This window comes from Microbacterium sp. LS_15, from assembly GCF_041954735.1.
Lineage (GTDB): Bacteria > Actinomycetota > Actinomycetes > Actinomycetales > Microbacteriaceae > Microbacterium.
This window is the reverse complement of the sequence record NZ_JAVAYD010000005.1, coordinates 107,306-133,066: the sequence shown is the minus strand read 5'-3', so window position 1 is coordinate 133,066 and position 25,761 is coordinate 107,306. Positions and strand designations below refer to the sequence as shown.

Sequence of the window (25,761 nt, the reverse complement as noted above, 5' to 3'; positions counted from 1 at the left end):
TCAGACCTCGCTCATCTCCGCTACCTCGTCGATGTCCAGTTCGTCCATGTCACCGCTGAGGTCGACGGCCTCCATGCCTGCTGAGGGCTCCGGCAGCGACGCCGCCAGCTCACGAACGTCGACCTGCCCGGTGACGACGTCGGAAACTAGTCGGGTGCGGAATTCCTGGAGCAGCTCGATCTCTCGGTTCACCCGAACGACGGTCTGCTCCGTCTCGCGCGCGCGAGCCGACAACTCTCGGAGAACAATCGCTTGTTCTTCAAGTGGGGGAAGCGGCACTCGGTAAGACTTCAGATCAGCGAGCGTCAGAGCGCCTTTCGTCCCGCCGGAACCATCACTGAGCCGCCGGAGCTCGTCGTAACCGGCAGCCAGCGCGAACGCCAGGTACTCGGCGCTGGCACGTCGCGGATCCGGCGTAAGGAACGCGAGATGCTGATTGATCGTGGCCCCGATCCGCAACACCGTCGCCATTCCCCGTGTCTTTCCCTGGCCAGTGATGCCGATGAGGACGCTGCCGGCCGGCACCATCGGTAGATGACACTCGGCAAGTGCGCGCGACGTCACGAACTGGTCCGCAGAATCGACTACAGAGCGATTGACAACGGAGCTGTTTAGCCAAGGCACGTCGCCGTTCCAATACGCCGGCTCGGAGCGAGAAGGCGTCGAGCCGTTGCCGAGGCGACCTAGTCGCCCCAGCGGCCATGGCTGCCACCTTGAGGCACCCAGGCACTCTCGGACGACAGCCCTTTGGCGCTCGCCGAGGAGGGCAATCAGGCGGCGCTTGGCGGCGATGGCCTTGTCGATGCGGGCGTTGGCGTGGGCGAGGTACTTGACGATGGCTGCCTGCTCGTCGACCGGCGGGACCAGACACGGCATGCGTTTCACATCTGCCCAGCCGAGCTGCTGCCGCAGCCCACTGCCCATCCCGTAGATGCGCTTCGTCGAGTCGATGGCCGCGAGGTAGTGGTAGGCGTAGTCAGTGGTCCACGGGTGCTTGGAACGGAGGCCGATATACGCGGAGGTGATGATGCCGCGGTCACGCACCCGTCCGACACGGATGCTTCTCTGGTCGTTCTGAAGGTCCGTCGGGCGGATGACGATGTCCCCCGGCTCGAGGATCTGATAGCCCTCGTAGGAGTCAGGGACGAGGCCACGCTGCTTCTCGACCGGCTTTACAATCACGCGCCCGTAGCTGAGGGACAGCACCTGAGATTCAGCGAGCCCCGTGTTGCGTGCCTTGTTCTCGGCGATGACCGCGATTCCAGGCACGGCCTGCCAGTGCGCTGGAACTGCCGTCGACCAGAACTCAACTGGTCGGGTCGCCTTGTACTTCGGAAGACCGGTGAACATCACGCCTCATCCTGCGCAACAGCAAGCAGGTCATCGGGGTTCCAGACCTGCTTGGCGAGCGCGCGGTAGAGGTTCCCGCGCTCGACCACGTCAGCTGCCTTGAACTCGTCGTACGCCTTGAACGGGAGCCCGCTCGACTTGGTGAAGGCGAGGAATCCGGGGTTCTTCTCGTAACTCAGCGAGTTGAGGCTGGCAGCGAGGAGGTTCTGGCTGAAGTAGTGCGGAAGCTTCTTGTCGTACGGGTCGTCGTTGTAGCTGGCGTTGAACTGCTTGGGCAGCAGGAGCAGGTCGCCGATCCGGTTGCGGTGGCGTGCGAAGTCGGCCTCGTGGCTGAACTCGTCGGTGTGACGCTCGGGGTGGTCGGCCCAGATGTGCTCGACCTCGTGCTTCACTCCGGTGCCGTTGGTGAGCTCAATGTAGTTCGACGCCTGGCCCGAGGCGACGGTGATGTAGTCGGTGATCCGAGCCAGGATCTTGTGGAGCTGACCGCGGTTCTGCTGGTGGACGTAGAGATCGTCGTTGCTGTCGAACGTCTCGGGAATGCTGCTGAGATGTTTGTGCAGGGCCTTGGCGAGGTCGGGCACCTCGAGGCCGCGGATGTCGCGCATGACGTTGAACATGGCGTACTGCATGGTCGAGTAGTCGGTGGCCCGGAAGTTCCAAATCCGCCAAGCCAGCAGGATGTCGGCGAAGCGCCCGACGAGCTCGAATTTGCGCTCGATCGTCGCCTGGTCGTCGGTGACGCGGAGGGGCGCGAGGAGCAGTTGGTCCTGGAGCGTGAACCGGTGATCCGCGTTGTAGCGGATGAACCGCAACGGGCTGGCCGGGTCGAAGGCGCCTTGCGTAGCATCGATGATTCGCTCGTACTGGCGGCTGTAGAAGTCGAAGTCGACCGTCACGAAGTCGTAGTAGGCCTGGCGGCTGGTCAGGCCGACGCGCTCGTGGTCGCCGCGCAACCATCGGTGGAACTCTGTGCCGATGCGGTCCCAGTCTTCGGGGCGGGCATCCTTCTTGCGCTCGCGGATCTTGGTGGAGTACTGGCTTCGCAGCCAGGTCTTGAGGAAGTCGGAGCTCGCTTCATCCGCCTTCTCCTCGAGCTCTCGCAGCCGCTTGCGCCACAGCTCATTCGCCTTGGTGCGGGGGGCGCCGTCGTCGATGTTGGCGAGCAGGTAGCCCTTGAGCATGTCGGCCGGAGTGAGCTTGAGCCCACGGTCGTTCATGGTCTCGAAGATCGCGTACGCGTCGTCATCGGCGTACGCGGTGATCTGGACGAGCTGGACGCGATCCTTGAGCCAGTCGATGAAGAACGGCAGCGCCGCCTCGCGAAGCTCGGCGGGGAAGAGCCCGTCCAGCTCCTCGTAGCGTGCGACGAGGGTATGGACGGACTCGGGGTCGTCGGGCTTGGGGTCGTAGTTGCCATCCTCGAAGAGAGCGCTCATGCAGTCGTTGCGGTCGGCGACGTCGAGGTTGAAGGACTTTTCGCCGAACTTCTCGGAGAAGATCAGCGGGTCGACGTCGACCTTGTCGGGTCGGTCCTGCTGCAGCCGGCGCAGGAACGTCAGCAGCAGGGTCAGGCTGGTCAGGCGTTGCTGGCCGTCGACCACGAACGGCTCGCTGCCCTTCTGCGAGATGATGATCGAGCCGAGGTAGTAACCCGGGTACTTGGCGACGTCCTTGCGCGCATGGTCCGGCTCGTAGAGGTCGAGGAACTTCGTGGTGAGGTCGGCGACGAGCTCCGCCATCTGCTTCGACTCCCACTTGTATTCACGCTGGTAGTAGTCGATGGAGTACTTCTGGTTCGCCAGGACCCCGGCCACGGTCTTGGCGACACCGTCGATGCTGCGCTCTACGTCGCTCACTGCGCTCCTCCCGCGATCTCGGAGATGAGGTCATCGGTCTCGGCTTCGAGAGCACGGATGTCGGCCTGGATCTCGGCGAGCGTCCGCATCGGCGCCGGCTTGTAGAAGTGACGTGTGAAGGAGATCTCGTAGCCGATCTTGGTCTTCGTCTCGTCGATCCAGGCGTCGGGTGCGTAGGGAAGCACCTCGCGGCGGAAGAAGGCCTCGATGCCGTCGGCGTACTCACCCGCCGGCTCGTTCAGAGGCACCTGCTCGGAGTCACGAAGCTCGGTGTCGGGTTCGTACTGGACGACGCGCGTCTTGCCGTCGATCACGGCCTCGAACAGGCCGTGGAGGGGATCTGGCTGGGCGGAGTACGGCAGGACCTTCTTGATGATGGCCGGCGCGTTCTTGTCGCGCTTTCCCTCCTCCTTCAACTTCTTGATCTCCGCGGCCTTGTACACACGGCCTTCGTCGGCGCCCACGACCCGCAGCGGCCGCTCGACCACGATCTTGGAATAGCCGAAGTCGCGATTGTCGAAGATCTTGGAGTGGTCCGGGTCGTCGGCCTGGTCGAAGGCAAGGAACGTCTTAAGCACGCGGTCGCTGTCGGCGGGACTGAGTTCGACGGCCTTCTCGCCGAGGTTCTTGCGCAACGGGGTGAACCACTCGGTGGCATCGATGAGCTGCACCTTGCCCTTGCGACGCTCCTCCTTGCGGTTGCTCAGCACCCACACGTACGTCGCGATGCCGGTGTTGTAGAACATCTTGAGCGGCAACGCGACGATCGCCTCGAGCCAGTCGTTCTCGATGACCCAGCGCCGGATGTTGCTCTCGCCTTGGCCAGCGTCACCGGTGAAGAGCGACGAGCCGTTATGGACTTCCGCGATGCGACTCCCGAGGGCGGTGTTGTGCTTCATCTTTGAGATGAGGTTGGCGAGGAACATCATCTGGCCGTCGCTGCTACGTGTCACGAGCGAGTACTCGGGGTCGCCGGCGTGCTCGACCACGAACCGCGGGTCTCGGATGTTCTTGGCGCCGCCCATGCGTTCCTGGTCGGTCTTCCAGCTCTTGCCGTAGGGCGGGTTGGAGAGCATGAAGTCGAACTCGCGGCTCGCGAAGGCATCGTTCGAGAGGGTTGACCATTCCGGCCCGCCGACGATGTTGTCAGCTGCCTCACCTTCTCCCTTGAGGATCAGGTCGGCCTTGGCGATGGCGTAGGTCTCGGCGTTGATCTCTTGACCGAACAGGTGGGTCTTGACTTTGTGGCCTCGTTGTGAGGTCAGCTGCTGGAGCGTCTCCTCCGCGACGGTCAGCATGCCGCCGGTGCCCATGGCGCCGTCGTAGAGCAGGTAGCTGCCGGACTGGATCTGGTCGGCGATCGGCTCGAACATCAGCCGCGTCATCAGCCGAACTGCGTCGCGAGGAGTCCAGTGCTCTCCGGCTTCTTCGTTGTTCTCCTCGTTGAAGCGGCGGACCAGTTCCTCGAAGACGGTGCCCATGCCGTGGTTGTCCAGCCCGCGGGGGGAGAGGTCGAGGCTGGGGTCGAGGAACTTCTCGATCAGGGTCCCGAGAGCGTCAGCCTTGGTCAGCCTCGGGATCTGGTGGCGGAACTCGAAGTTGTCGAGGATCTCCTGCACGTTCGGTGAGAAGCCGTCGAGGTAGGCCTCGAAGTCGAGCTTTAGCCGCGCGGCGCTACTGATCGAGCGCAGGTCCCGCAGCGTGAAGCCGGAAGTGTTGTAGAAGTCCTGGCCGGCGGCCTGGCGCAGCGCGGCGTCCTTGTTGACGATCCCCGCCGCGGTGAGCGCCTTGTTGGTCTCGACGATGTTGTCCCGGGTCGGCTCGAGCACGCTGTCGAGGCGGCGGAGCACAGTGAACGGGAGGATGACATCGCGATACTTGCCGCGCACGTAGAGATCGCGCAAGACATCGTCAGCAATAGCCCAAATGAGGGAAACGATACGGGCGTAGCTAGATTGATTCACTTCTCACCGGGCGATCTTGGAACGAGGACTTGGACGACCTGGCGCGGGTGCGGCCGCCCGCGAGGAGCGCGCGGACCGCAGCGCAGCGAGGACCGCACGCACCGCAGTGGGTTGCCGCACCCGCCGGCCGGAGGCCGGCCTTGAACGAGTAAAGAAAGTTCTCACAGCTCGCCGGTCACGTGTTGGATCGCTCGGCTGGTCGCGCGGGCCTTCTCCGTAGACGCGAGCCACGGGCGGAACTTCGGATCCGACTCCGCAGCAGCCATGGCACGGTCGAGAGCCTCGGTGATCCCGCGAAGATCTTCGAAGCCGAGCGCGCGAATCCCGTACCTCAGCGCATCGAGGTCGGGCTCCGGCGACAACAGCGCCTCGAGTGCGGCGACCGTCTTCGGGGTGTACCGCTTCGCGAACGACTGCGTGATGGCGCCCTGCGCGGCCGCGAGCTCGCCGATCGGCGGCTTCGGCTGGTGGAACTTGTGTGTGTACGCGTTGAACAAGCTCCGGTAGTCACGCGTTGCCCGATCGGCGGCCTCCGAGGCGGCAGACATCTCGAGGAACGACGCGTCGTGGTTGCGCGGCTCCGCTCCCCCGACCTTGGCCGTGTCCATCGCCTCAACCGCTGCGGCGGCTCGCTCCTGGAGCCGCTGCAGCACGCGGCGCACCGGCTCGGGCACGACCCCCCAGGCAGAGGGGAACGTCTGCTCCGCGCCCGATGCTCCGTCCATCCGTTCAGCTTACTCAGCACGACGATCTACTGGCCAGCGAGACATCTGGAAGGCATGTGAGAAAAAGGTTGACAATGTGAGCAGTACGCGTCATGCTGAATGAGTGAGCAAATAGCTCACCAATTGAGAGGAACTAGTCATGGCACTTCAGGCAGGGATCCCGGTCAGCTTCGAGGCGTACTTCCCGCGCGGGGCGTACATGGTGGGGGAGGTCGAGGCGGTCGTGAAGTGGTCGGACGACGGCCAGCGGCAGGGGCAGGACCTCGACAAGAACTCGGGCCACCCGCTCTGGCAGGTGCGCGTGATCGACGCCGACCCCGAGGCTCGCAAGGGCCAGAACGAGGTCACGGTCAAGATCGCGAGCGTCACGGAGCCGACGGCACCGCCGGAGGCCAACGGTCTCCCGTTCCGTCCGGTGTTCTTCGACGGGCTCACGGTCACGCCGTACGTCAAGGAGACCGGCGGGCGTCCGCGCGTCGCGTTCTCGCTCCGTGCGCGCGACATGAAGCCCGCGGGCAAGCCGCGCGGGGGTGAGTGATGACCTGGACTTGGCATCTTGAGCGCGAGTACTGGGCGAGCGAAATCCCACTGCTCCTTCGTCGCGGGTGGTGGTTCTTCGTGCTGCTCGTCATCCTGGCGAGCTTCGGCTCGATCCCGGGCACGGGGCATGTCATCGACTGGCTGCTACTCGGGGTGCTGGCACTGATCGTCGTCCGGCGCGTGCGAGCTGCTCGCGACCTCAGCTCACTCCCTCTTCGTAAGTGGCAGCGCCGCGTGGAGAAGTGGATGATCGCGGCTTGGCCCGCCCTCGCCAAGAACCTCGGGCTCGCGGTCAAGGATCTCCGGGGAACGCTCGTTCTTGCCGGCGTAGGACATGCCGCCTGGAACGGACAGGCATGCATGTTGCCAGTAGCGTTGCCCGCCGGTCTGGCCCGTGAGGATCTTGTCGCGGCGACGCCTCGGATCGCTCAGGCGTTCAACGCCGTGCGGGTGACCGTCGTCGGCCACCAGCTTGGAGCGCTTGCGCTCCGCATCGATTACGTCGACTCACTGGCGCAGCCGTTCAGCTTCCCGCTCGGCATCCCGTGGGACGGCGCGACGGTGCCGATGGGGATCGCCGACGGCGGGGCAGAGTGGCGACTCCCGCTCGGTCCGCACACGCTCGTGGCGGGCTCCTCGGGCAGCGGTAAGGCCTCCTTGGTCTGGGGCCTGCTGCTGGGGCTCGCTGAGCCGATCCACTCCGGCCTCGTTGAGGTGTGGGGCATCGACCGCAAGGGCGGCATGGAGCTGGCCATGGGTCGCGACCTGCTCACGCGGTTCGCCGCGGACGCGGCGCATTCGGTGCAGCTGCTCGAGGAAGCCATCGTGGCGATGCAGGAGCGTGCGCGATCACTCGCCGGCATCACCCGGCAGCAGCGCGCGACCGTCGAGAGCCCGACCGTGATCGTCCTGATCGACGAGCTGGCCGCGCTCACGGCATACGAGACGGATCGGGAGCTGCTGCGGCGGGCGAACGCGGCGATCGCCACGCTGGCCTCGCAGGGGCGGGCTGTCGGCTTCATCGTGTTCGCGTGCCTGCAGGACCCCCGCAAGGAGACGCTGCTTCCGCCCCCTCTACGAAGATGCCGGTTGGACTGTGCTCCCGGAAATCCTCGACGGGATCCGCCACGGCACGCGCCTTCTCGCGTGCCACTACCCCTACGCGGGCGACACCACTGGCGCAGAGCGACACAGTTCGCACCGCCCCGGCAACACCGGGATTCCGCTCATCCACGGCCACACGCACGAGCACGAATTCGGCCCGCATGGCTCGCACGAGTTTCACGTCGGCGTGGACGCATTCGGCTTCGCTCCGGTCGAGTTCGAACTGATCGACGCATGGCTCGAGGACCTCCGCCGCGAGGAGGAAGCGATCGCGGAACTCATCCGACGGCGCTCTGCCGTAGGCGACAGCACACCGCTCGATGAGCTGGCTCACAAGCTTGGCGTCCACCTCGACCAGGGTTGAGCGTCCCGCCTTCCACCATGGCGTCGCGCCTTGTCGGCTGGCGCAGGATGGAAAGCACGTCCAGGTGCATCGCTGAGGACGAAGTAGCCAAGCCCCGGGCTCGACCCGGCACAAAACCGGCACAACCTCCCGCTGACACGGACCCGAACGTCCCCGGATACGACAAAACCCCCGGAAAACCGGGGGTTTAGATCTGTAGCAGGAGCGGGGCTTGAACCCGCGACCTCACGATTATGAGTCGTGCGCTCTCACCAACTGAGCTACCCTGCCGCACGGCATCCGCACTGCAGATGCGAATACTGCGAGCCCCGAGTCAGGATTGAACTGACGACCCCTTCCTTACCATGGAAGTGCTCTGCCACTGAGCTATCGGGGCGTGCTGCCCCTCGCGGGGCAACCACACGAGAATACCATCACTGTGGCGTCCTCATGAAATCGAGGCGGGTCAGTACGAGTACCGACCCGCGTTCTCACGGAGCCACGGGAGCGGATCGATCGTGGAGCCGTTGATGATGATCTCGAAGTGCAGGTGGGCGCCGTAGGAGCGGCCGGTGTTGCCGGTGTGGCCGACGACGTCGCCGACCTTCACGGTCTGGCCGGGCTTGACCTGCAGCGAGCCGTACTGCATGTGCGAGTAGTGGCTCGTGACGACCTGACCGTCGATGACGTGGTCGATGTAGACAGTCACGCCGTAGGCGCCGCCCTGCTCGGTCGCGATGCGCACCACGCCGTCTGCGACGGCCTGGATCGGAGCACCCTCACCCGGCACGAAGTCGATGCCCTCGTGCAGTCGGCCCCAGCGCATGCCGTATCCGGAGCTCATGCCCACGCCGACCTTGAACGGCCACTGGATCGCAGCCTCGGGGTCGTTCGTGAAGACCTCGTTGGAGTAGTTGATGCCCTCTTCCGAGGCGACCTCGATCAGGGACATCGTGGAGAAGCTGTCGGAGCGGGCCAGCGTGTCGTTCTGCACATCGGAGGACGTGACGAACGCCTGGATCTCGTCGCTCTTGCCACCGGTGGCGCCAGCGCCCGATGCGGCGACGAGCGACGTGGCCGACAGCGGCTGGCCACCCTGCACGGCCGCGACAGCCTCTGCCGGAAGAGTCAGGCCGACGGCCAGGAGCCCAGCGAGGCTCATCACGCCGACGGTCGCACCGACGGCGAGGAACTTGCGAACGGGCGGACGGCGGCGAGCCACGTGGGTGGTAACCGGCGCCTCGTCGGCCGGAGCCGTCTCAGGCTCTGCTGCAACCGGCCCCTCGGCGGATGCCGTGGGAGTCGGGCCGGTCGCGACGGTGCGGAAGACACGGGACGCGGTCGTGAACGGGTCGGCGTCGGCGTCAACGTCAGCCGCGTCGGGAGCCTGCTCTGCGGCAGCCTGCTCTGCGATGACCTCGTCGGCGGGCGCCTGCTCTGCGGGCGCCTGCTCTGCGACGACGGGGGCGTCCTCGACCTCGCCGGTCTCGGCAGGGGCGGACGCGTCGGTCTCGGCGACCTCGAGGTCGCCGGACTCGGACGCCGCGGTCGCGGCGGCGACGGCGGTCGCGGCGACGAACACCTCGGCGGTCGTCAGTCGTTCACGGGCGGCGCGGCGGGACAGCGGTGCGGCGGAGACGGAGGAGGTGTCTTCGGAGTCGGCTGCCTGTACCTCTGCCGCGGTGGCCACGACGGGCTCGGTGCGGAGTCGGCTGGACCGGCGCGTGGGCGCAGAGGCAGCCTGGGGGTTCTCGAAGGGCAAAGCGAATTCTCTCGGGTTAGACGTCACGCAGGGGGGCGTTCGGGCTCTCATCGTTCGGGGCGACGAAAGTAACGATCGGATAAACCCTAGCCCGATGAGGCTGGGAATGCCATGAATCGCTCACGTTTCTTCTCCGATGATCTCATGAATGCGGTCGTGAACCGCAGTTCCCCCCGCGACGAGCAGGGGTCTCGGCGTGTCGGCGCCGGTGCGTGACACGCGACCGCCGGCCTCGGCGACGAGCAGTGCGCCCGCCGCGAGATCCCAAGGCTTGAGGCCGCGCTCGAAGTACCCGTCGAGACGCCCGGCCGCGACGTAGGAGAGGTCGAGCGCCGCGGACCCGGAGCGGCGCAGGTCGCGCGCCATGGTCATGACGCGCCGCACCGTCGCGAGGTCGCCGTCATGGGTCGAGGGGTCGTATCCGAAGCCTGTGCCGAGCAGCGCCCCCGCCGGGGTCGACTCGTTGACCGACAGCCGCTGGTCGCCGAGCCGCGCCCCGTCGCCGCGAGCCGCGGTGAAGAGCTCGTCGGCGGCGGGCGAGTAGACGGCCCCGGCGAGCGCCTCCCAAGAGTCCGGAAGGGTACTGCCCTGCACAGCGGCGATGCTCACCGCGTACATCGGGATGCCGTAGGCGTAGTTCACGGTTCCGTCGATGGGGTCCACGACCCAGGTGACGCCCGTCTCCCCCGGCGTCGGCTCCGTCTCCTCGCCGAGGAATCCGTCGCCGGGTCGCGCCGAGCGCAGCCGATCCCGGATGAGCGCCTCGACCTCGCGGTCGGCTTCGGTGACGATGTCGGCGATCGACGACTTCGTCGCCGCGAGACGAACACCCTCCGCACGGCGACGGCGAGCCAGGTCTCCCGCTTCCCGCGCGATCTCGGCCGCGAGGTCGCGCAGTTCGAGATCGACGCTCACTGCGGCGGCATCGGCGGAGCAGGCGGGTACGCACCGGGTGCGTCGGGCGCGGGCGGAACCGGCGGCACCCCGGGGGCCTGGGCGGTCGGCGCAGGCGGAACAGGCGAGGGCGGAGCAGGCGCGGGCGGCGGAGGCGTGGGCGAGTGCGTCGGTGCACCGGCCTCCGGCGCGGGCGGGTAGCTCGCGACCGGGAAGGGCTGCGGAGCCGCGACCGCGAGCGGAGCCTGCGGGGGCGGAGGCATCACCGACGGGTGCCCCGTGTAGTAGGCGTTCCAATCAGGCGAGCCGTCGGGCAGGACAGGAAGCGGCGTCACACCATCGGCGTAGGTCGGCCAGGCGGGCGCCGAGGTGAGCGGCTGCGGCGCACGCGCCTTCTTCGGTGCGAACAGCGCGTTGAGCAGCGGGATCAGCGTGGTGCCGACCGCCGCGAGGATCGTCAGCGCGACGACGATGCGCCAGTACAGCTCGCCGTAGTCGAACGTGTGCGGGAACGTGAGGAAGAACATCAGCATCCCGACGAGCGCCCCGAGGAACACCAGAGTCGCGATGTAGATGATGCGCGTGAAGGTCGTGCGGTGGCGCTGCGCCGCCGGCGTGAAGAGGCGGACGTGCAGCAGCGCGAGCTGCAGGATGCCGACCACCAGCAGCAGCTGGAAGAAGCGCTCCGCTCCGGTGAAGTAGGCGTCGTCTTCGGGGAGCCAGATCTTGACCGCCCCGACCAGGAGCGCGACGATCCAGGTCACCATGCTGGCCAGCGCGAGCCAGTCAGGGCGGTTCGGCGCGAGGCTCGCCTCGAGGATCGCGATGCCCGCGAACCCGGCGAGCAGCAGGATCGTGAGGAACGCGCGGCCGATCAGTCCGTCCTGGTCCCCGACCAGCACCCAGATGACGCACACGAGCGCGGCGGCGATCAGAGCGCCGATCGCGATCCAGATCGCTCCCCGGATGAGGAGGGACAGGTTCTTCTTCTCGGCCAGCGGCTGCGGCGGCTGGGCGATCTCCGGCTGGGACATCGCGTTCCTCTCGTTGTGCGGCGTTGCGTTCATCCTTGCACGTGGCCCGTCCGATCCGCGGCGGCGGAGCAGGGCGCGTGAGGAATCGCGCGGAACGCGGTTCCGTGCAGAAGAGGTCAGCGTGCGGAGCGCGACGACGCCGCGGCGAAAGCGGCGATGCGCGCCTGTGCATCGGGCGTGGCCATCGCGGCGCCGATCGACCGCGCCTCCTCGCTGAGCTGCTCGGCGAAGGTGCGCTCCGGCTGCGACCGGACCAGACGCTTGGCCTGCCCGTACGCCTCCGCTGCTCCGGCCAGCCAGAAGCGCGCGATCTCCTCGGCACGGGAGCGCACGAGCTCGGCTTCGCCCGCGGCATCCTCTGCCCGCACCACCTCGGCGGCGAGCCCCCAGTCGGCGGCCTCCTCGGCCGTGAGCAGGCGGTCCTGCAGCACGAGCTGCAGGGCTCGGCGCTGGCCGACGGCCCGCGCGAGCTGCGCCGACACCGACAGATCGGGGGTCAGCCCGATGTTCGCGTACAGGCTGCCGAGGCGCGACCGAGATCCGACCACGGCGTAATCGCTGCTGAGCAGGATGCCGAGGCCGCCGCCCGCCGTGGTGCCGTGCGCCGCGACCACCACGGGCACCGCGGACTCGGTGAGCGAGCGGATGCCGCTGTTGATGACCTCGGCGAGAGCCGTGATGTCGGTGCCGGCGCCCGACGTCGTCGCCATCTCGATGACGTCGCCGCCCGCGCAGAACGACGGTCCTGCCGCGTCGATGAGGATCGCCCTGACGTCGTCTCGCGCGACGGCCTCCGCTGTGGCGTCGCGCCAGGCGTGGGCCAGTTCGGCGTTGAAGGCGTTCAGCCGCTCCGGGCGGTTGAGGGTGAGCCGTGCCAGCCCCTCGTCGACGGTGGAAAGGATGACATCGCTCATGGCTTCTCCTTCGAGCACAGGACGTATGCCTCCAGGCTAACCGCGATCAGGAATCGGCCCACACGCGGGACGTGAACGCCTCCATGCGGCGACGGGTGCCGTCGAGGCGGAAGTCCACCTGGCCGGCGGCGCGGATCTCGTTCGGCGCGAGCGGGTGCGCGAGTCGCACGTTGTCGTGGCACGAGAGGTCGGCGCAGATGTACGTGCCGACGGAGTCGCCTCGAGCGCCGGCTTCACCCGTGCGTCGAGCAGAGAACAGGGCGACCTGGTTCCCCGGCTGCATCGTGTGGCAGATGTTGCACATGCCGGAGCGTGCGCGGCCGGGCTCGGAGACGCGCAGCACGATGCCGGCGATGGACCCTTCGTGCTGCACGAGCACGTATCCGCGGCGTCCCGCGCCCGGGTCGCGCCAGGCGAAGAAGTCGAGGTAGTCCCAGTCGATGAGGAGGAAGTCGTGCGGCATCTCCATGACGCGCAGTTCATCGGGATCGGCGTTGACGAAGGACGCACGGACGTCTGCCTCGGTGAGCGCTCGCATCCGCCCAGTCTAGGCAGACCGCCGGGTGGAGGCTCCGTGCACGCGGTCGAGTTCCGCCTGGCGGAGAAGGCGCAGCAGGGCCCTCGGCGGGTGCGGTCGCTCGAGGAGCGACGGCCGCTCGACTGCGGCGACCCCCGCGACCGTCGCCCGCACGGATCGCCCGTCGTGCCGCACGAGATTCATGGTGCACAGCGCCTCCACGTCGGCCCGTAGACGAGCGGTGCCGAACGGCCGGCGCGCCCTCCTTGCCTCGATCAACGCGCGCTCCCCCAGCGGCTCCGCGGCATGCAGCTCGGCATCCACGATCAGCGCGAGCAGCGCTCGCAGCCGAGGCGCGAGGTCGGCACCGCGGCGGTCGCCGCGGACGAGCTCCTCGTCGATGCTGAGGTCGAGCAGGGCGCGTCGCTGCAGGCGCGTCTCGCCCGAGGGCCAGTCGGCCGGACGTTCGTCGAGTGGGGGATGCATGATCGCGGTCATACCTCTGAGACGCCGTCCACGGCGATTCATTACGCCGGTGCGCGGAGAAGACGCGGGGAAGCGAGGAGAGGAAGCCGTCGGCATCCTCCCGATCAGCGCGATGCGCGCTGCATCGCCTGGTCTGCCTCCGAGACGATGTCCCTCATGGCGGCGGCCGCGCCGTCGGCGTCGCCGCTCGCGACCGCGAAGGCGACGTCGCGGTGCCACTGCACGGCGTTCTGATCGGCGACGTGCGGCATCAGGTCATGCTCGGTGCGCCCCCGGAGCACGGCCTCGACCGTGTCGCCGAGTGCGGCGAGCATCGCGTTTCCCGATGCTTCCAGCAGCAGTCGGTGGAAGCGCACGTCGGCCGCGAGGTAGCGCTCACGGTCGGCCTCGTGATCCTCCTGCCCCATCTCGACGACCAGAGAGACGAGGTCGACCTTCTGCGCTGCTGTCGCACCGCCGGCGGCGAGGCGCGCGGCGAGAGGTTCGATCGCCGCGCGGAGTTGGCTGAGCTCACGCAGCTGTTCATCGCGCCCCGGGCCGTCGAGACGCCACGCGATGACCTCGGGAGCGTAGACGTTCCAGTCGGCGCGCGGTCTCACCTCGACCCCCGACTTGCGACGCACCCACACGAGCCCGAACGACTCGAGTACGCGCACCGCCTCGCGCGCGGCCGACCGGGACACCCCACGCCGTTCGGCGATCTCGACCGTCAGCATCCGCGAGCCCGGCGCCTGCGCGCCGTCGACGATGGCTCGACCGAGCTCGTCGACGAGGGAATCGTGCAGCGGACTGCCGTTGCGCGGAGCGGTCATAGATCGAGTATGCCCGGCGATTCTGCGTCACGCAGCACATCAGACCCCGCGAACGCAAATCATGACCATCATGATCGGAAAACGTGCTTATTATGTACGACGTAAAGCCGTTCGCCCGGATCAAGGAAGCTCATGGCACCCACCCCGTACCTCAGCACGCTCGCGGCCGCCGTCTCCGACGCCGCCCCGGCGGATCGTCCAGCCGGTCAACTCATCGTCGCCGCCGTCCTCGGCATCGCGGTCATCGTCATCCTCATCACGTGGGTGAAGCTGCACCCGTTCCTCTCGCTCACCATCGGCGCCCTCGCCACCGGCGCGATCGCCGGCATGGACATCGGCGCCTCGGTGACGAGCTTCTCCACCGGCTTCGGCTCGACCATGGGCGGCGTCGGCATCCTCATCGCCCTCGGCGCGATCTACGGCAAGCTGCTCGCCGACTCCGGCGGCGCCGACCGCATCGTCGACACGCTCGTGTCCCGCGCGAGCGCCCGATCGCTGCCCTGGGTCATGGGCCTGATCGGCGCCGTGATCGGTCTGCCCATGTTCTTCGAGGTCGGCCTCGTGCTGCTGGTGCCCGTCATCATCCTCGTCGCCCGCCGCTCGGGTCAGTCCCTCATGCGCATCGCCATCCCCACGCTCGCGGGCCTCTCCGCGATGCACGGACTGGTGCCGCCGCACCCCGGCCCCCTCGCCGCCATCGACGCTCTCGGCGCGAACCTCGGTCTGACCCTCGCCTTCGGCGTGATCGTCGCGATCCCCGCCGTGATCATCTCCGGACCGCTGTTCGCGCGGTTCGCCGCCCGCTGGGTCGACGTCCCGGTCCCCGAGCTGTTCGTCTCGGCCGAGGACGCCGGCGACGAGCCGGCCCGCCGCCCGTCGTTCGGCGCCACGCTCACCAGCATCCTGCTTCCGGTGTTCCTCATGCTCGCCAAGGCGATCGCCGACATCACGGCCGCCGGCTCCGACGCACCCTGGAAGGTCGCCCTCGACTTCCTCGGCACCCCTGTCATCGCGCTTCTGATCGCGGTGATCGCCGGCTTCTTCATCCTCGGCCGCGGCGCAGGGTTCACCCGCGACAGGGTCAACGACATCGTCGGCTCGTCGCTGGGTCCGATCGCCGGCATCCTGCTCATCGTGGGCGCCGGCGGCGGATTCAAGCAGGTGCTGGTCGACACCGGCATCGGCGAGGTCATCGCCCAGTTCGTCTCCGGCTCCTCGGTGTCGGTGCTCGTCCTCGCGTGGCTCGTCGCCGTCGTGATCCGCATCGCGACGGGTTCGGCGACGGTCGCGACGATCACCGCGGCCGGCATCCTGCAGCCGCTCACCGAGACGCTCGACTCCCCGATGGTCGCGCTGCTCGTGCTGGCCATCGGCTCGGGCTCGGTGTTCCTCTCGCACGTCAACGACGCCGGGTTCTGGCTGATCAAGGAGTACTTCGGTCTCAGCATCCCGCAGACGCTCAAGTCGTGGACCGTGCTCGAGTGCCTCATCTCGGTGACCGGCCTCGCCGGCACCCTTCTGCTGAGCCTGGTGGTGTGACCGTGATGATGACCTCGCAGGCCCCCGTCCTCGTGTTCATGGGCGTCGCCGGCACCGGCAAGTCCACGGTCGCCGCCATGCTCTCCGGCCGCCTCGGCTGGACGTTCGAGGAGGGCGACGACCTGCACCCCGAAGCGAACGTGAAGAAGATGGCGTCCGGCCATCCGCTCACCGACGAAGACCGCTGGCCGTGGCTCGACCGCATCGCGGAGTGGATCGACGAGCGCATCGCCGCCGGTGAGCCGGGCATCATCACGTGCTCGGCGCTCAAGCGCAGCTATCGCGACGTGCTGCGTCGCGACGCGGTGACCTTCGTGCACTTCGCCGGCGACCGCGAGCTGATCCTGGAGCGAATGCTACGCCGTCAGGGTCACTTCATGCCGACGACGCTCCTCGACTCGCAGTTCGCCACACTGGAGCCGCTGGGCGCCGATGAGAAGGCGATCGAGGTGTCGATCGACGAGACGCCCCAGCAGCAGACCGCCGAGATCGCGACCCGTCTGCGGCTGCTCGCCGACTACTGACCCGGCCGGTCCGGCGGGCGCTCAGCGATAGAGCAGGTCGGATGCCACGGCATCCGACCACTCCGGCACGGCGAGGGCGTCGGGCGCATCCCAGGCACCGGAGACGATCTGCGCGAACGCGCCCCGGACGCCGAAGAGCTTCTCGAGCGGCGACCAGTCGGACTCGCCGGGCATCGGCACGAGCGAGCGCTCCTCCAGCGCTCCGGGGTGCAGCTCGGCGAGCAGCGACAGGAGCCGCACGCCGGTGCGCACCGGGCGCAGCGCATCGGGGTCGGTCACGTGCAGGATCACGCCCTCGCACGCCTCTCCTGCATGATCTCGCACGAGCGGCGTGAAGCCGTACGGCACCGCCGCGAGCCCAGGCAGACCGGCCGTCGCGATCGCCTTCGCGTACGCCTCGCCGTCGATGAACGGCGCCGCGATCACGCGGAACGGGACGGCGGTGCTCCGCCCCTCCGCGACGTTGACCCCCTCGGCCAGGCAGGTTCCGGGGTAGAGCAGAGCGGTCGCGGCCGAGGGCAGGTTCGGCGACGGCGGCATCCAGGTGAGCTCCTGCCGCCCGAGGGCAGACCGCGCGCGGTTCCAGCCCGCGGCCTCGACGACGTGCAGCTCGACGTCGATACCCCGCGTGCGCACCCAGTGCCTGGCGAGCTCGCCGATCGTCAGCCCGTGGCGGATGGGCATGGTCCAGCGTCCGACCAGCGACCGGGCGCCCTCATCGAGCATCGGCCCCTCGGCCTGGTCGAGACGCCCGCCGATCGGATTCGGTCGGTCGAGGACGACGACCGCGACCCCGCTGTCGGCGCACGCCTCGAGCACGTGACTGAGTGTCCAGATGTACGTGTAGAACCGGGCCCCGACGTCGGGGAGGTCGACGAGCAGCACGTCGATGCGGCCGAGGTCGTCGGCCGACGGACGCACCTGGTCGCCGTAGAGGCTGCGCACCGGCACGCCGATCACGGGGTCGGTGTCGTCGCCGACCAGCTCGCCCTCCCTCGCCCGCCCGCTGAGTCCGTGCTCCGGCCCGAAGAGCAGATCGAGCGTCCACCCCGCCTCGACCAGGGACTCGCGTCCCCGCCGGAGGTCGCTCGCCAGCGCGAGGTCGTTCGTCAGCATCCCGAGCCGACGGCCGGCGAGACGGGTGGTGAGGGCCGCGGGGAGGTCGCGCGCGATGAGGCGGTCGATGCCGAGGAGCATGATCAGTCGATTCTGTGGTCGGTGACGGCGTTGAAGGTGCGCTGCAGGTTGTCGGAGATCGTGTCGTACTCGGCCTGCGCGATGCGCGTGAAGAGGAAGTCGAGCACGGCGAGCTGCGCGATGCGACTCGCCATCGCACCGGAGCGGAAGGTCGACTCGGACACGGCGGTCACCAGCACGCGGTCGCAGACCTGTGCGAGCGGCGAGCGCGGATTGTTCGTGATGGCGATGGTGGCGGCTCCTGCGTGCGCGGCGGTCTGCGCCGACTGCACGATCTCGAGCGTCCGACCGGAGTGCGAGATCGCGATGGCGACGTCGCGCCCGTCGAGCAGGGCGGCCCCGGTGAGCGCGAGGTGCAGGTCGGTGCGGGCCTGAGCCCAGAACCCCGCGCGGTGCAGCTTCTGTTCGAGGTCGAGGGCGGCCAGGCCGCTGGACGCGGTGCCGTAGATGTCGATGCGTCGGGCGCCGCGGATCGCGGCGACGCAGCGTTCCAGCTCGTCGATGTCGAGCTGGCGGGCAGTGCGCTCGATGGCGGCGGCCTCGGAGAAGGCGATCTTGCGCACGGTGGTGACCGCGTCGTCGTCGCGGTCGACGTCTCCCCCGGAGACCTGGAAGCGTTCGCGCTCGGAGTCGCTGCGACTGAGCTCTGCGGCGAGCGCCATGCGCATCTCGGGGTAACCGGCGAAGCCGATGCTGTTCGTGAACCGCGCGACGCTGGCGACGGAGGTCGTGCACGCTCCGGCGAGCTGCGTGATGGACGCGTCGACGACGACCTGGGGTTGGGCGAGCACGTACTCGGCGACCCGGCGCTCGGTGGGGGTGAGCGCCGACAGGCGCTGGTGGATCGCGGTCACGACGCTGTTGGACACGTGAACATGATGACAGAGCCGTACCGGTTTTGGTAAAGATTTTCAGAAGGCTCTTGCATTCCTGAAAGTAATTCCCCAGAGTGTCTAGTGCGCGCCTCACTCCCCCGAGGCCGCAGCACGACAGAGCAGTCGCACGGCCCCCGCATCACCACCCCGACGCGGAGACGGACGCCTCTCCGTCGCACAGCAGAGCAAGCCGCCCCCATCGGCTCTCACCACCGAGAGGAACCCCATGCGACACCCATCGACACGCATCGCGCTCACCGCCGGCATCCTCGTCACAGGTCTCGCCGTGGCCGGCTGCGCACCGGCAGCCTCCAGCGGAGAGGCTGACGGCGGCGAGAACGTCACCCTGAAGATCTGGTCGTGGCAGGCGTCGTCCTCCCCGAAGTGGGAAGCCGTCTTCGACAAGTACGAGGAGTCGCACCCCGGTGTGACGATCGAGTTCGAGGGCTTCCAGCCGACCGAGTACAACCAGATCCTCGCCACCGGCCTGGAGGGCAGCGACGGACCCGACATCGCGATGCTCCGCGCCTACGGCGGCATCCAGTCGGCGATCCAGTCCGAGCAGCTCGTGCCGATCGACGACATCGTCGACGGGCTCGACCAGTTCGACCCCACCGTGCTCCGCGCGGCACAGGGCAAGGACGACGGCGCGACCTACGGCGTCCCGTTCGCCTACCAGACCATGCAGATGTTCTACAACAAGACCATGTTCGACGAGATGGGTCTCGAAGAGCCGAAGGACTGGGACGAGTTCATCGACCTGCAGGAGACGCTGCTCGAAGAGGGCGTCACCCCGATGGCCCTCGGCGCCCGCGAGGACTGGGTGCTGCCGATGTTCCACGACATCGTCGGATCGGCTCAGTACGGCGGAGCCGAGTTCGAGGAGAAGGTGCTCGCGGGCGACGTCGACTTCACCGACCCCGCCTACGTCTCGTCCCTGCAGACCGTGAAGGACATGCAGAAGTACCTCGACAAGAACGTCAATGCCATCGCGGTGGCGGATGCCGTGCTGCAGTTCACGTCGGGTCAGGCCGCGCAGTGGCCGGGCGGCTCGTTCGACCTCCCGACCTTCCAGAGCTCCGCACCCGACACCGAGTGGGGCGTGTACGAGGTGCCGCCGGCACCCGGCAGCGCGCTCGACCACGCGGTCACGCCCGGCTACGCCGACGGCAGCTTCGGCATCAACGCCGCCAGCGAGAAGCAGGATGCCGCGGCAGAGCTGCTGAACTGGATGACCACGACCGAGTTCGGCCAGCTCGTCGCCGACGAGGTCGACCAGTTCTCGGCGCTGCCCGGCGTGAAGTACTCCGACCCGCTCATGCAGGAGATGAACGAGCAGTACACCGCGAACCCCGCTCCGTACCTGCTCCTCGTCGACTTCCGCTACGGCGACCCCACGGGCACCGCGGTCCTCGGCCCGGACATCCAGGCGATGTTCCTCGGTGACAAGACACCCGAGCAGCTCGGCACCGACCTGCAGTCCGGCGTCTCCACCTGGTTCACCCCCGGTTCCTGATCCGCACCGAGGGGGCGCCGGCGACGGCGCCCCCTCTCGGAGCGAAAGACTCGACATGGCTCTGACCATCCCCCTCCGGCGCACGACGCCGAACCGCCGCAGCCGCACCGGCATCGCCCTCACCACACCGACCGCACTGCTCTTCGTGCTTCCCGCGGCCGCGCTGTTCGCGGTGCTGATCCTGTACCCGATGCTCGCGGCGCTCAGCTACTCCCTGTTCGACTGGCAGGGCACCAGACAGGGCGGCTTCGCCGGCTTCGGCAACTACATCACGCTGCTCACGACCGAGCCGTACGCGTCCGAGCTGTGGAACGCGTTCGGCCACAACCTGCTGCTGTTCGTCGGTGCGCTGGTCTTCCAGAACTCCCTCGGCCTCGGCATCGCGACCCTGCTGCACCGCCGCAAGCGCACCAAGCGCTTCTTCCAGACGATCTTCGCGCTGCCGTACCTCGTCAGCCCGATGGTGATCGGATACCTGTGGTCGCTCATGCTGTCGCCGCTGTTCGGTCCGGTGAACGCGATCCTCCGCGGTGTCGGCCTCGAGAGCCTCGCGCTCCCCTGGCTCGGCGACCCGCAGCTGGCGATCTGGGTCATCGTGCTCGTCAGCGCGTGGCAGTGGATCGGCTTCCCGATCCTCCTCTACGGGGCGGCGCTCGGCGGCATCCCGGAGGAGATCGAAGAGGCCGCATCTCTCGACGGTGCGACAGCCGGCAAACGGTTCCGCTACATCACCCTCCCGATGCTCACGCCCACGATCGGCATCATCACCGTGCTGACGTTCATCGGCAGCATGGAGGCGATGGCGATCCCGTTCGCTCTCGCCGGCTCCAACGGCGCACCCGCCGGGTCGACCGACGTGATGATGCTGCTCTTCTACCGCACCGCGTTCGAGTCGGGCAACCCGAACTCCATCGGCGTCTCGTCGGCGCTCGCGACCGTGCTCTTCCTCTTCATCATGGTGATCTCCGTGATCATCACCTCGACCATGCGTCGGGCCGAACGAAAGCTGTTCTGATGAGCCTCGTCACCGAATCGCGCACCGAGCCGAGCACCGAGGCGATCGTCTCACGGCGCCCCGATGCCCGCCGTCGGCGCAGCAGCCGCACCTCCGACACCCCGCTGCTCGGACGCATCTTCGCGAACGTCTTCCTCTGGGGCTACGCGCTCGTCGCCATCGGGCCGCTGCTCCTCATGGTCAACAACTCGCTGCGCACCCAGCAGCAGATCGCGACCGAGCCGCTGGGCCTCCCCCTGCAGCCGACGTTCACGAGCTTCCAGAACGCCTGGATCACGGCATCCTTCGACACGTACTTCATCAACTCGATCACGGTGACGGTCGGATCGGTGATCGTCACGACCGTGGTGTCGGTGCTCGCCGCGTACGCGTTCGCCCGCGCTCGCGCGAAGTTCTTCCGCGGCATCGAGGCGGTGTTCCTCTCCGGGCTGATGCTGCCGGTGCACCTCGCGATCCTGCCGCTGTTCTACCTGCTCGACTCGCTGCGCATGACGAGCAACGTGTTCAGCCTGATCCTCGTGTACGGCGCCCTCGGCATCCCGTTCACGACGTTCGTGCTGACGGTGTTCTTCCGGGCGCTGCCGATCGAGCTCGAGGAGGCCGCGCGCATCGACGGCGCCGGTCCCTTCCGCACGTTCCTGCAGATCCTCCTGCCACTCGTGCGTCCTGCGCTCGCGACGGTGATCGTGTTCCGGTTCGTGCCGGTGTGGAACGACTTCTTCTACCCGCTGATCCTGCTGCGCGATCGCGGGTCGTACACGCTGCCGGTGGGCCTCACCCGCTTCTTCGGCGAGTACTCGACCGACTGGCCGCAGCTGTTCGCTGGCCTGACGATCGCGACGATCCCGCTCGTGGTGCTGTTCCTGCTGGCGACGAAGCAGATCATCAACGGCCTGACCTCCGGCATGAGCAAGTGACGCAGCGGTGGTGAACGCAGCGCCCGGATCGGCGTGGGCCTCGCTCACCTCGGCCGGCGGCATCGAGGAGGTCGTGGTCGCCGGGACCCCCGCGCACGACGACCCCACTCGCCTGACGGACGGGCACCTGTTCGACCTCGCCTCGGTGACGAAGATCTTCACCACCGTCACGGCCCTGCGACTGGTCGACGACGGATCGCTCGATCTCGACGCACCGGTCGCGTCGGTGACGGCGGTGGGGTCGGGGCGCGACGCCGAGACGATCACGCTGCGCCACCTGCTCACGCACACCTCGGGGCTCCCCGCCGAGGGGCGGCTCTGGCGCACCGGGATGCGCGGCGAGCAGCTGCGTGAGGCGGTGCTCGGTTCAGCACTACTGACCCGCCCCGGCGAGACCCACCGGTACTCGGACGTGGGGTTCATCGCGATCGGCGAGCTGCTGGAGCGGGTCTCCGGGCGCCGGCTCGACGAGCTCGTGCGTGAGACCGCCGCTCTGATCGGAGCGGAGTCCCTGACCTGGACACCCGGCGTCGAGCGTGCGGTCGCGACCGAGGTGCAACCCCACCGGGGTCTCGTGCGCGGAGAGGTGCACGACGAGCTCGCGGCCGCCCTCGAACGCCCCGCCGGGCATGCCGGGCTCTTCGGAACAGTGCACGACGTGGCAGCACTGGCCCGCGTCGTGCGCGACGACGGCATGGGCGCGGAGAGTCACGTCCTGTCCCCCGGATCCGCACGGCTGCTGAGAGAACCCGTCGTGCAGGCGGAGGGATTCGAGCAGGCGGTCGGCCTGCGGGTCCGCGATGCACTGTGGATGGGGACGGCGGATGCCGTCGGCCACACCGGCTTCACCGGCACCGCCTTCGCGGTCTCCCCTCGCACGGGCGACTACGGAGTCCTCCTGCTCAACCGCGTACACCCCACACGGGAGGATGCCGACGCGAGCGCCGCGCGTCGTTCGTTCTTCGCGTTCCTGGCGGCCTGACGAACGAGAAGGGCGGGAACCGTCATCCGGTCCCCGCCCTTCGCCGTTCGCGGAGCGCTCAGTTCTTGAAGGCGTCCTTGACGTTCTCGCCGGCCTTCTTGGCGTCGGCCTTGACCTGGTCGGCCTTGCCCTCGGCCTCGAGCTTGTCGTTGTCGGTCAGCTTGCCGACGGTCTCCTTCGCCTTGCCGGCGATGTCCTGAGCGGCGTTCTTGATCTTGTCGTCGAGTCCCATGATGCTTCCCTTCGTGGTGGTGGATCCTGACGGCGAGATGGTCTCTCACCGTCTTATCGTCGGCCTGTGAGCATCCGACGATAAGTCTGTGAATGCGTGGATTCAGCTCCGCGCCCTCTCCAGCGCCCTGCGGACCTTCTTGGCCGTCTTCTCGGCGGCCTTGCGACGGCGCTTGCGCTCCTTCGGGTCGTTCCAGATCCGCACGAGCTGGTGCCTGACGCTCTCGCGGTTCTTGATCTCGGGCCGGGAGGCACGCGACCCGAGCGCGAAGGCGAGGAAGGCGACGAGGCCGATGACGATGATGCGGTTGCGCATGATGCTCCTCTGCTCGGTGGATGGTCGGGTCAGGACAGGCGGCGCTGATCGTGGGCGAGCCGCGCGCGGAGTCCGGTGTGGATCGACACGTAGGTGGCTGTCTCGCGTCCGGTGAGGGTGGCGAGGTTGGTCAGCAGTCGGTCGAGGTGGTCGACGAGGTCGCGGGGGTCGGTGTTCTGCCGCGGCGTGACCGCGACGTGCAGCACCGGCTCACGATGGATGTCGTTCGCGGTGACGCTCGTCGACAGGATCTCGTCGCGGTTCGCGAGGGAGTTCTTGACGGCATCCGACACGAAGGACTCCGTGACCGTCACCCGCCCCAGCGGGTTCTGCGACCCCGAGGAGCGCAGAGCGGTCTTCGAACGGCGACCCGCCACGCTGGTGAGCGCGAGGATCAGCAGCACGATGACGACGACGATGGCGGCCACGGCTCCGATCGCGACCCAGGAGACGCTGCCCCCGGCGATGGTCGTCGCGGCGATCGCCTGATCCAGCCAGGACTCGGAGTTCTTGCCGGCCTCGCTCCAGATCTCGCTCGCGGTGGGCCAGCTCATGATCGTGATGCCCACGGCGCCGAGCGCCAGGAACAGGAGACCGATGATGAACAGCAGGATGCGGTTCAGGGCGCGATTCGTGTTGTTCACAGCTCGTCATCCTCCTGGGTCGGGCGGTCGATGCGCACGCGGGTGCGGACGCTGCGGGTGAGACGGTAGGTCTCGATCTCGGCCTCGGCGGCCGACTGCACGGCGGCCTTGTCGACGGGGATGCCGACGCCCGGCCGCACGGTGACGTCGACGCTGCGGTGTCCGACGCCGACGGTGACGTCATCGCGGGCGAGCCCGGTCTCCTCGGCGAGGTGCTGGGCGAGAGCGCTCGCGATCACGCCGTTGTCGACGACCACGGCGCGGTCGCCCGCGTCGATGGTGTGGCGGGAGAGTCTGCCCGGCGTCACGGCCAGCCAGATGAAGATCAGCCCGATGATCGCGAGCACGACGCTGAGGGCGATGACGAGGCCCGCGGGCTGGGCCGTCGGCAGTCCGACGAGCCACCCCGCCGCCGCGGCCGGACCGAGCAGGAGCGCGGGCTGGGCCAGGAGGCTCAGCACGATCTCGAGACCGATGTAGGCCAGGGCGAGGATGAGGAGGATGACCGCGACGAACATCGCGACGGTGCGCGGTGAGTGGGTCTCGCGTCGTACGACGCGACGCAGTGCCGGGCTGGTCATCGCACTCGTCTCCTTTCGGGGATGGTCGCTCCGGTGATGGTCAGCGCGATCCGGCTGACCTCGCGCCCGAAGATGCCGGTGAGGCGGTGCTGCAGCTGTTCCTGCAGCTCTCTGGCGCGGTCGAGGACGGGGGTGGTCTGGGAGATCGCGACGGTGTCGTCGAGATCGGGGACGGGAAGCGGGCTGGAGATGCGGAGGGCGATCCCCGTGCCTCGCTCGATGGCGTCGGCCTTCACGTCACTGCGGGAGACGCCGATCAGCGACGCGGAGGCCTGCTCCACGACGGTGCGATAGACGCGTTCCCGCACGGTGACGCGGCCGGGAAGGGCCTCCCCGCCGGTGGCGGGCCCCGAAGGGCCGCCACCGGCGATGACGTTCTGGTCGACGCGCATCAGGAGGTTCGCCGCCCCGTGAAGACGTCGGCGAGACTGCGGACGTCGAGCTTGCCGGACACGATGCGCCCCACGAGCGCTCCGATCCCGGCCAGGACGGCCACGAGGAGGAATCCCCAGAAGCCGAACTGGAGGGCGGCGAGCGCCAGGAGGGCACCGATCAGGGCGCCAGTGGTGGTGGGGCTCATGAGACGCGCGACTCCTCGTTCTCAGCGTTGTCGTCGCCCGGCACGTGCACGTCGTTGACCTCGACGTTGACCTCGACGACCTCGAGACCGACGAGGCGCGTGATCGCACCCGCGACGGCGGCGCGGACGTTGTTCGCGACCTCCTGGATGGGGGCGGGGTACTCGACGACGATGGTGATGTCGGCGGCGGCCTGGGTCTCCCCGACCTCGACCTTCACGCCCTGCGCGAGGTCGGTCGCGTTGATGACGTCGCGGATGGCGCCGAACGCGCGGGCTCCGCCGCCACCGAGCGCGTACACGCCGGGGATCTCACGCGCCGCGATACCGGCGACCTTCGCGACGACGCCGTCGGCGATCGTCGTGCTGCCTGCGGCGTTCACGTCGGCGGGGACTCGCGACGTCGAGAACGACGACGAGCGGTCGACGCGCGGCGCGGGCGTGGCCGCGGCGGTGGTGTCAGCCAGCTCCTTCTCGGCGGGGCTGGTGGAGGTGTTCTTCTGGTCCTGCGTTGCCATGACGAGTCCTATCTGTATCGACGGC

At 68.2% G+C, this 25,761-nt stretch carries 28 protein-coding genes and 2 tRNA genes; 8 read left to right on the top strand and 22 right to left on the bottom strand.

Annotation, left to right across the window (positions count from 1 at the left end):
- From RAC69_RS08900 to RAC69_RS08885, 4 genes are all read right to left on the bottom strand, one after another.
- A complete protein-coding gene (locus RAC69_RS08900) occupies positions 1-1,350 on the bottom strand; it encodes a restriction endonuclease subunit S (RefSeq protein WP_375086573.1) in 1,350 nt (449 codons plus the stop codon).
- The gene (locus RAC69_RS08895; protein ID WP_375086512.1) at positions 1,350-3,209 is read right to left on the bottom strand and encodes a DUF262 domain-containing protein; all 1,860 of its coding nucleotides are present in this window, start codon (positions 3,207-3,209) and stop codon (positions 1,350-1,352) included. The genes RAC69_RS08900 and RAC69_RS08895 overlap by 1 nt, the downstream gene beginning before the upstream one ends.
- Positions 3,206-5,173 carry an N-6 DNA methylase gene (locus RAC69_RS08890; protein ID WP_375086511.1) on the bottom strand — a complete coding sequence of 656 codons (1,968 nt, stop codon included), beginning with the start codon at positions 5,171-5,173 and terminating at the stop codon, positions 3,206-3,208. Before RAC69_RS08890 ends, RAC69_RS08895 begins: the two co-directional genes overlap by 4 nt.
- Positions 5,174-5,334: 161 nt before the next feature.
- Positions 5,335-5,898 (bottom strand): hypothetical protein, encoded by a 564-nt coding sequence (locus tag RAC69_RS08885; protein WP_375086510.1) that lies wholly within the window; start codon positions 5,896-5,898, stop codon positions 5,335-5,337.
- Positions 5,899-6,037: 139 nt separating this feature from the next.
- Between RAC69_RS08885 and RAC69_RS08880 the strand changes: the two genes are divergently transcribed.
- The gene (locus RAC69_RS08880; protein WP_375086509.1) at positions 6,038-6,436 is read left to right on the top strand and encodes a plasmid replication, integration and excision activator; all 399 of its coding nucleotides are present in this window, start codon (positions 6,038-6,040) and stop codon (positions 6,434-6,436) included.
- Positions 6,436-7,866, top strand: a complete 1,431-nt coding sequence (locus tag RAC69_RS08875) for an FtsK/SpoIIIE domain-containing protein (RefSeq protein WP_375086508.1) — start codon at positions 6,436-6,438, stop codon at positions 7,864-7,866. The genes RAC69_RS08880 and RAC69_RS08875 overlap by 1 nt, the downstream gene beginning before the upstream one ends.
- Positions 7,867-8,102: 236 nt before the next feature.
- Here the strand turns inward: RAC69_RS08875 and RAC69_RS08870 are convergent.
- The 9 genes from RAC69_RS08870 to RAC69_RS08830 all read right to left on the bottom strand — a co-directional run bounded on the left by RAC69_RS08870 (position 8,103) and on the right by RAC69_RS08830 (position 14,304).
- Positions 8,103-8,176, bottom strand: a tRNA-Met gene (locus tag RAC69_RS08870).
- Positions 8,177-8,210: 34 nt separating this feature from the next.
- Positions 8,211-8,282, bottom strand: a tRNA-Thr gene (locus tag RAC69_RS08865).
- A 69-nt stretch (positions 8,283-8,351) separates the two neighbouring features.
- Positions 8,352-9,647: a peptidoglycan DD-metalloendopeptidase family protein gene (locus RAC69_RS08860; protein ID WP_375086507.1), complete on the bottom strand. Its 1,296-nt coding sequence runs from the start codon at positions 9,645-9,647 to the stop codon at positions 8,352-8,354.
- A 120-nt stretch (positions 9,648-9,767) separates the two neighbouring features.
- Positions 9,768-10,562 (bottom strand): inositol monophosphatase family protein, encoded by a 795-nt coding sequence (locus RAC69_RS08855; RefSeq protein WP_375086506.1) that lies wholly within the window; start codon positions 10,560-10,562, stop codon positions 9,768-9,770.
- On the bottom strand, positions 10,559-11,575 hold the full coding sequence (locus RAC69_RS08850; RefSeq protein ID WP_375086505.1) for a hypothetical protein: 1,017 nt from the start codon (positions 11,573-11,575) through the stop codon (positions 10,559-10,561). The genes RAC69_RS08855 and RAC69_RS08850 overlap by 4 nt, the downstream gene beginning before the upstream one ends.
- Before the next feature lie 116 nt (positions 11,576-11,691).
- The gene (locus RAC69_RS08845) at positions 11,692-12,489 is read right to left on the bottom strand and encodes an enoyl-CoA hydratase/isomerase family protein (protein WP_375086504.1); all 798 of its coding nucleotides are present in this window, start codon (positions 12,487-12,489) and stop codon (positions 11,692-11,694) included.
- Positions 12,490-12,535: 46 nt separating this feature from the next.
- Positions 12,536-13,027 (bottom strand): FBP domain-containing protein, encoded by a 492-nt coding sequence (locus RAC69_RS08840; RefSeq protein ID WP_375086503.1) that lies wholly within the window; start codon positions 13,025-13,027, stop codon positions 12,536-12,538.
- A 9-nt stretch (positions 13,028-13,036) separates the two neighbouring features.
- A complete protein-coding gene (locus RAC69_RS08835) occupies positions 13,037-13,492 on the bottom strand; it encodes a hypothetical protein (protein ID WP_375086502.1) in 456 nt (151 codons plus the stop codon).
- Positions 13,493-13,596: 104 nt separating this feature from the next.
- Complete coding sequence (locus tag RAC69_RS08830; protein WP_375086501.1) at positions 13,597-14,304, bottom strand: FadR/GntR family transcriptional regulator; 708 nt, start codon at positions 14,302-14,304, stop codon at positions 13,597-13,599.
- Positions 14,305-14,436: 132 nt separating this feature from the next.
- Between RAC69_RS08830 and RAC69_RS08825 the strand changes: the two genes are divergently transcribed.
- A complete protein-coding gene (locus tag RAC69_RS08825) occupies positions 14,437-15,843 on the top strand; it encodes a GntP family permease (protein ID WP_375086500.1) in 1,407 nt (468 codons plus the stop codon).
- Between the two features lie 5 nt (positions 15,844-15,848).
- Positions 15,849-16,367 carry a gluconokinase gene (locus tag RAC69_RS08820; RefSeq protein ID WP_341936164.1) on the top strand — a complete coding sequence of 173 codons (519 nt, stop codon included), beginning with the start codon at positions 15,849-15,851 and terminating at the stop codon, positions 16,365-16,367.
- A 21-nt stretch (positions 16,368-16,388) separates the two neighbouring features.
- On the opposite strand, the gene RAC69_RS08815 is transcribed toward RAC69_RS08820, so the two are convergent.
- Both RAC69_RS08815 and RAC69_RS08810 read right to left on the bottom strand, forming a co-directional pair.
- Complete coding sequence (locus tag RAC69_RS08815; protein WP_375086499.1) at positions 16,389-17,564, bottom strand: exo-beta-N-acetylmuramidase NamZ domain-containing protein; 1,176 nt, start codon at positions 17,562-17,564, stop codon at positions 16,389-16,391.
- Between the two features lie 2 nt (positions 17,565-17,566).
- Entirely contained in the window at positions 17,567-18,433 is an 867-nt protein-coding gene (locus RAC69_RS08810) for a MurR/RpiR family transcriptional regulator (RefSeq protein WP_341935282.1), read from the bottom strand.
- Between the two features lie 232 nt (positions 18,434-18,665).
- Between RAC69_RS08810 and RAC69_RS08805 the strand changes: the two genes are divergently transcribed.
- The 4 genes from RAC69_RS08805 to RAC69_RS08790 are packed head-to-tail and all read left to right on the top strand — an operon-like array spanning position 18,666 to position 22,869.
- Entirely contained in the window at positions 18,666-19,955 is a 1,290-nt protein-coding gene (locus RAC69_RS08805; RefSeq protein ID WP_375086498.1) for an ABC transporter substrate-binding protein, read from the top strand.
- Positions 19,956-20,010: 55 nt separating this feature from the next.
- Positions 20,011-20,970: a sugar ABC transporter permease gene (locus RAC69_RS08800; RefSeq protein ID WP_341935284.1), complete on the top strand. Its 960-nt coding sequence runs from the start codon at positions 20,011-20,013 to the stop codon at positions 20,968-20,970.
- Positions 20,970-21,887 carry a carbohydrate ABC transporter permease gene (locus RAC69_RS08795; RefSeq protein ID WP_375086497.1) on the top strand — a complete coding sequence of 306 codons (918 nt, stop codon included), beginning with the start codon at positions 20,970-20,972 and terminating at the stop codon, positions 21,885-21,887. The genes RAC69_RS08800 and RAC69_RS08795 overlap by 1 nt, the downstream gene beginning before the upstream one ends.
- Before the next feature lie 10 nt (positions 21,888-21,897).
- Positions 21,898-22,869, top strand: a complete 972-nt coding sequence (locus RAC69_RS08790) for a serine hydrolase domain-containing protein (RefSeq protein ID WP_375086496.1) — start codon at positions 21,898-21,900, stop codon at positions 22,867-22,869.
- A gap of 58 nt (positions 22,870-22,927) precedes the next feature.
- Here the strand turns inward: RAC69_RS08790 and RAC69_RS08785 are convergent, their stop codons facing one another.
- The 7 genes from RAC69_RS08785 to RAC69_RS08755 form a co-directional block, all read right to left on the bottom strand.
- Positions 22,928-23,101, bottom strand: coding sequence for a CsbD family protein (locus RAC69_RS08785; RefSeq protein ID WP_144876933.1), 174 nt, complete (start codon positions 23,099-23,101; stop codon positions 22,928-22,930).
- A gap of 102 nt (positions 23,102-23,203) precedes the next feature.
- Positions 23,204-23,416 carry a hypothetical protein gene (locus tag RAC69_RS08780; protein WP_375086495.1) on the bottom strand — a complete coding sequence of 71 codons (213 nt, stop codon included), beginning with the start codon at positions 23,414-23,416 and terminating at the stop codon, positions 23,204-23,206.
- A 29-nt stretch (positions 23,417-23,445) separates the two neighbouring features.
- On the bottom strand, positions 23,446-24,060 hold the full coding sequence (locus tag RAC69_RS08775; RefSeq protein ID WP_375086494.1) for a hypothetical protein: 615 nt from the start codon (positions 24,058-24,060) through the stop codon (positions 23,446-23,448).
- Positions 24,057-24,641, bottom strand: coding sequence for a DUF6286 domain-containing protein (locus RAC69_RS08770; RefSeq protein ID WP_375086493.1), 585 nt, complete (start codon positions 24,639-24,641; stop codon positions 24,057-24,059). The genes RAC69_RS08775 and RAC69_RS08770 overlap by 4 nt, the downstream gene beginning before the upstream one ends.
- The gene (locus tag RAC69_RS08765; protein ID WP_375086492.1) at positions 24,638-25,033 is read right to left on the bottom strand and encodes a hypothetical protein; all 396 of its coding nucleotides are present in this window, start codon (positions 25,031-25,033) and stop codon (positions 24,638-24,640) included. The genes RAC69_RS08770 and RAC69_RS08765 overlap by 4 nt, the downstream gene beginning before the upstream one ends.
- Positions 25,033-25,221, bottom strand: a complete 189-nt coding sequence (locus RAC69_RS08760; protein ID WP_341935290.1) for a DUF2273 domain-containing protein — start codon at positions 25,219-25,221, stop codon at positions 25,033-25,035. The genes RAC69_RS08765 and RAC69_RS08760 overlap by 1 nt, the downstream gene beginning before the upstream one ends.
- Entirely contained in the window at positions 25,218-25,736 is a 519-nt protein-coding gene (locus RAC69_RS08755; protein WP_341935291.1) for an Asp23/Gls24 family envelope stress response protein, read from the bottom strand. Before RAC69_RS08755 ends, RAC69_RS08760 begins: the two co-directional genes overlap by 4 nt.
- Positions 25,737-25,761 lie beyond the last annotated feature (25 nt).

What these genes read in the sequence shown, in the direction of transcription:
- RAC69_RS08900 (WP_375086573.1), bottom strand. Translation starts at nt 1,350, where the DNA reads ATGTTCACCGGTCTTCCGAAGTACAAGGCGACCCGACCAGTTGAGTTC.
- RAC69_RS08885 (WP_375086510.1), bottom strand. Translation starts at nt 5,898, where the DNA reads ATGGACGGAGCATCGGGCGCGGAGCAGACGTTCCCCTCTGCCTGGGGG.
- RAC69_RS08880 (WP_375086509.1), top strand. Translation starts at nt 6,038, where the DNA reads ATGGCACTTCAGGCAGGGATCCCGGTCAGCTTCGAGGCGTACTTCCCG.
- RAC69_RS08875 (WP_375086508.1), top strand. Translation starts at nt 6,436, where the DNA reads ATGACCTGGACTTGGCATCTTGAGCGCGAGTACTGGGCGAGCGAAATC.
- RAC69_RS08850 (WP_375086505.1), bottom strand. Translation starts at nt 11,575, where the DNA reads ATGTCCCAGCCGGAGATCGCCCAGCCGCCGCAGCCGCTGGCCGAGAAG.
- RAC69_RS08845 (WP_375086504.1), bottom strand. Translation starts at nt 12,489, where the DNA reads ATGAGCGATGTCATCCTTTCCACCGTCGACGAGGGGCTGGCACGGCTC.
- RAC69_RS08840 (WP_375086503.1), bottom strand. Translation starts at nt 13,027, where the DNA reads ATGCGAGCGCTCACCGAGGCAGACGTCCGTGCGTCCTTCGTCAACGCC.
- RAC69_RS08835 (WP_375086502.1), bottom strand. Translation starts at nt 13,492, where the DNA reads ATGCATCCCCCACTCGACGAACGTCCGGCCGACTGGCCCTCGGGCGAG.
- RAC69_RS08830 (WP_375086501.1), bottom strand. Translation starts at nt 14,304, where the DNA reads ATGACCGCTCCGCGCAACGGCAGTCCGCTGCACGATTCCCTCGTCGAC.
- RAC69_RS08825 (WP_375086500.1), top strand. Translation starts at nt 14,437, where the DNA reads ATGGCACCCACCCCGTACCTCAGCACGCTCGCGGCCGCCGTCTCCGAC.
- RAC69_RS08820 (WP_341936164.1), top strand. Translation starts at nt 15,849, where the DNA reads ATGATGACCTCGCAGGCCCCCGTCCTCGTGTTCATGGGCGTCGCCGGC.
- RAC69_RS08815 (WP_375086499.1), bottom strand. Translation starts at nt 17,564, where the DNA reads ATGCTCCTCGGCATCGACCGCCTCATCGCGCGCGACCTCCCCGCGGCC.
- RAC69_RS08805 (WP_375086498.1), top strand. Translation starts at nt 18,666, where the DNA reads ATGCGACACCCATCGACACGCATCGCGCTCACCGCCGGCATCCTCGTC.
- RAC69_RS08800 (WP_341935284.1), top strand. Translation starts at nt 20,011, where the DNA reads ATGGCTCTGACCATCCCCCTCCGGCGCACGACGCCGAACCGCCGCAGC.
- RAC69_RS08795 (WP_375086497.1), top strand. Translation starts at nt 20,970, where the DNA reads ATGAGCCTCGTCACCGAATCGCGCACCGAGCCGAGCACCGAGGCGATC.
- RAC69_RS08785 (WP_144876933.1), bottom strand. Translation starts at nt 23,101, where the DNA reads ATGGGACTCGACGACAAGATCAAGAACGCCGCTCAGGACATCGCCGGC.
- RAC69_RS08780 (WP_375086495.1), bottom strand. Translation starts at nt 23,416, where the DNA reads ATGCGCAACCGCATCATCGTCATCGGCCTCGTCGCCTTCCTCGCCTTC.
- RAC69_RS08770 (WP_375086493.1), bottom strand. Translation starts at nt 24,641, where the DNA reads ATGACCAGCCCGGCACTGCGTCGCGTCGTACGACGCGAGACCCACTCA.
- RAC69_RS08765 (WP_375086492.1), bottom strand. Translation starts at nt 25,033, where the DNA reads ATGCGCGTCGACCAGAACGTCATCGCCGGTGGCGGCCCTTCGGGGCCC.
- RAC69_RS08760 (WP_341935290.1), bottom strand. Translation starts at nt 25,221, where the DNA reads ATGAGCCCCACCACCACTGGCGCCCTGATCGGTGCCCTCCTGGCGCTC.
- RAC69_RS08755 (WP_341935291.1), bottom strand. Translation starts at nt 25,736, where the DNA reads ATGGCAACGCAGGACCAGAAGAACACCTCCACCAGCCCCGCCGAGAAG.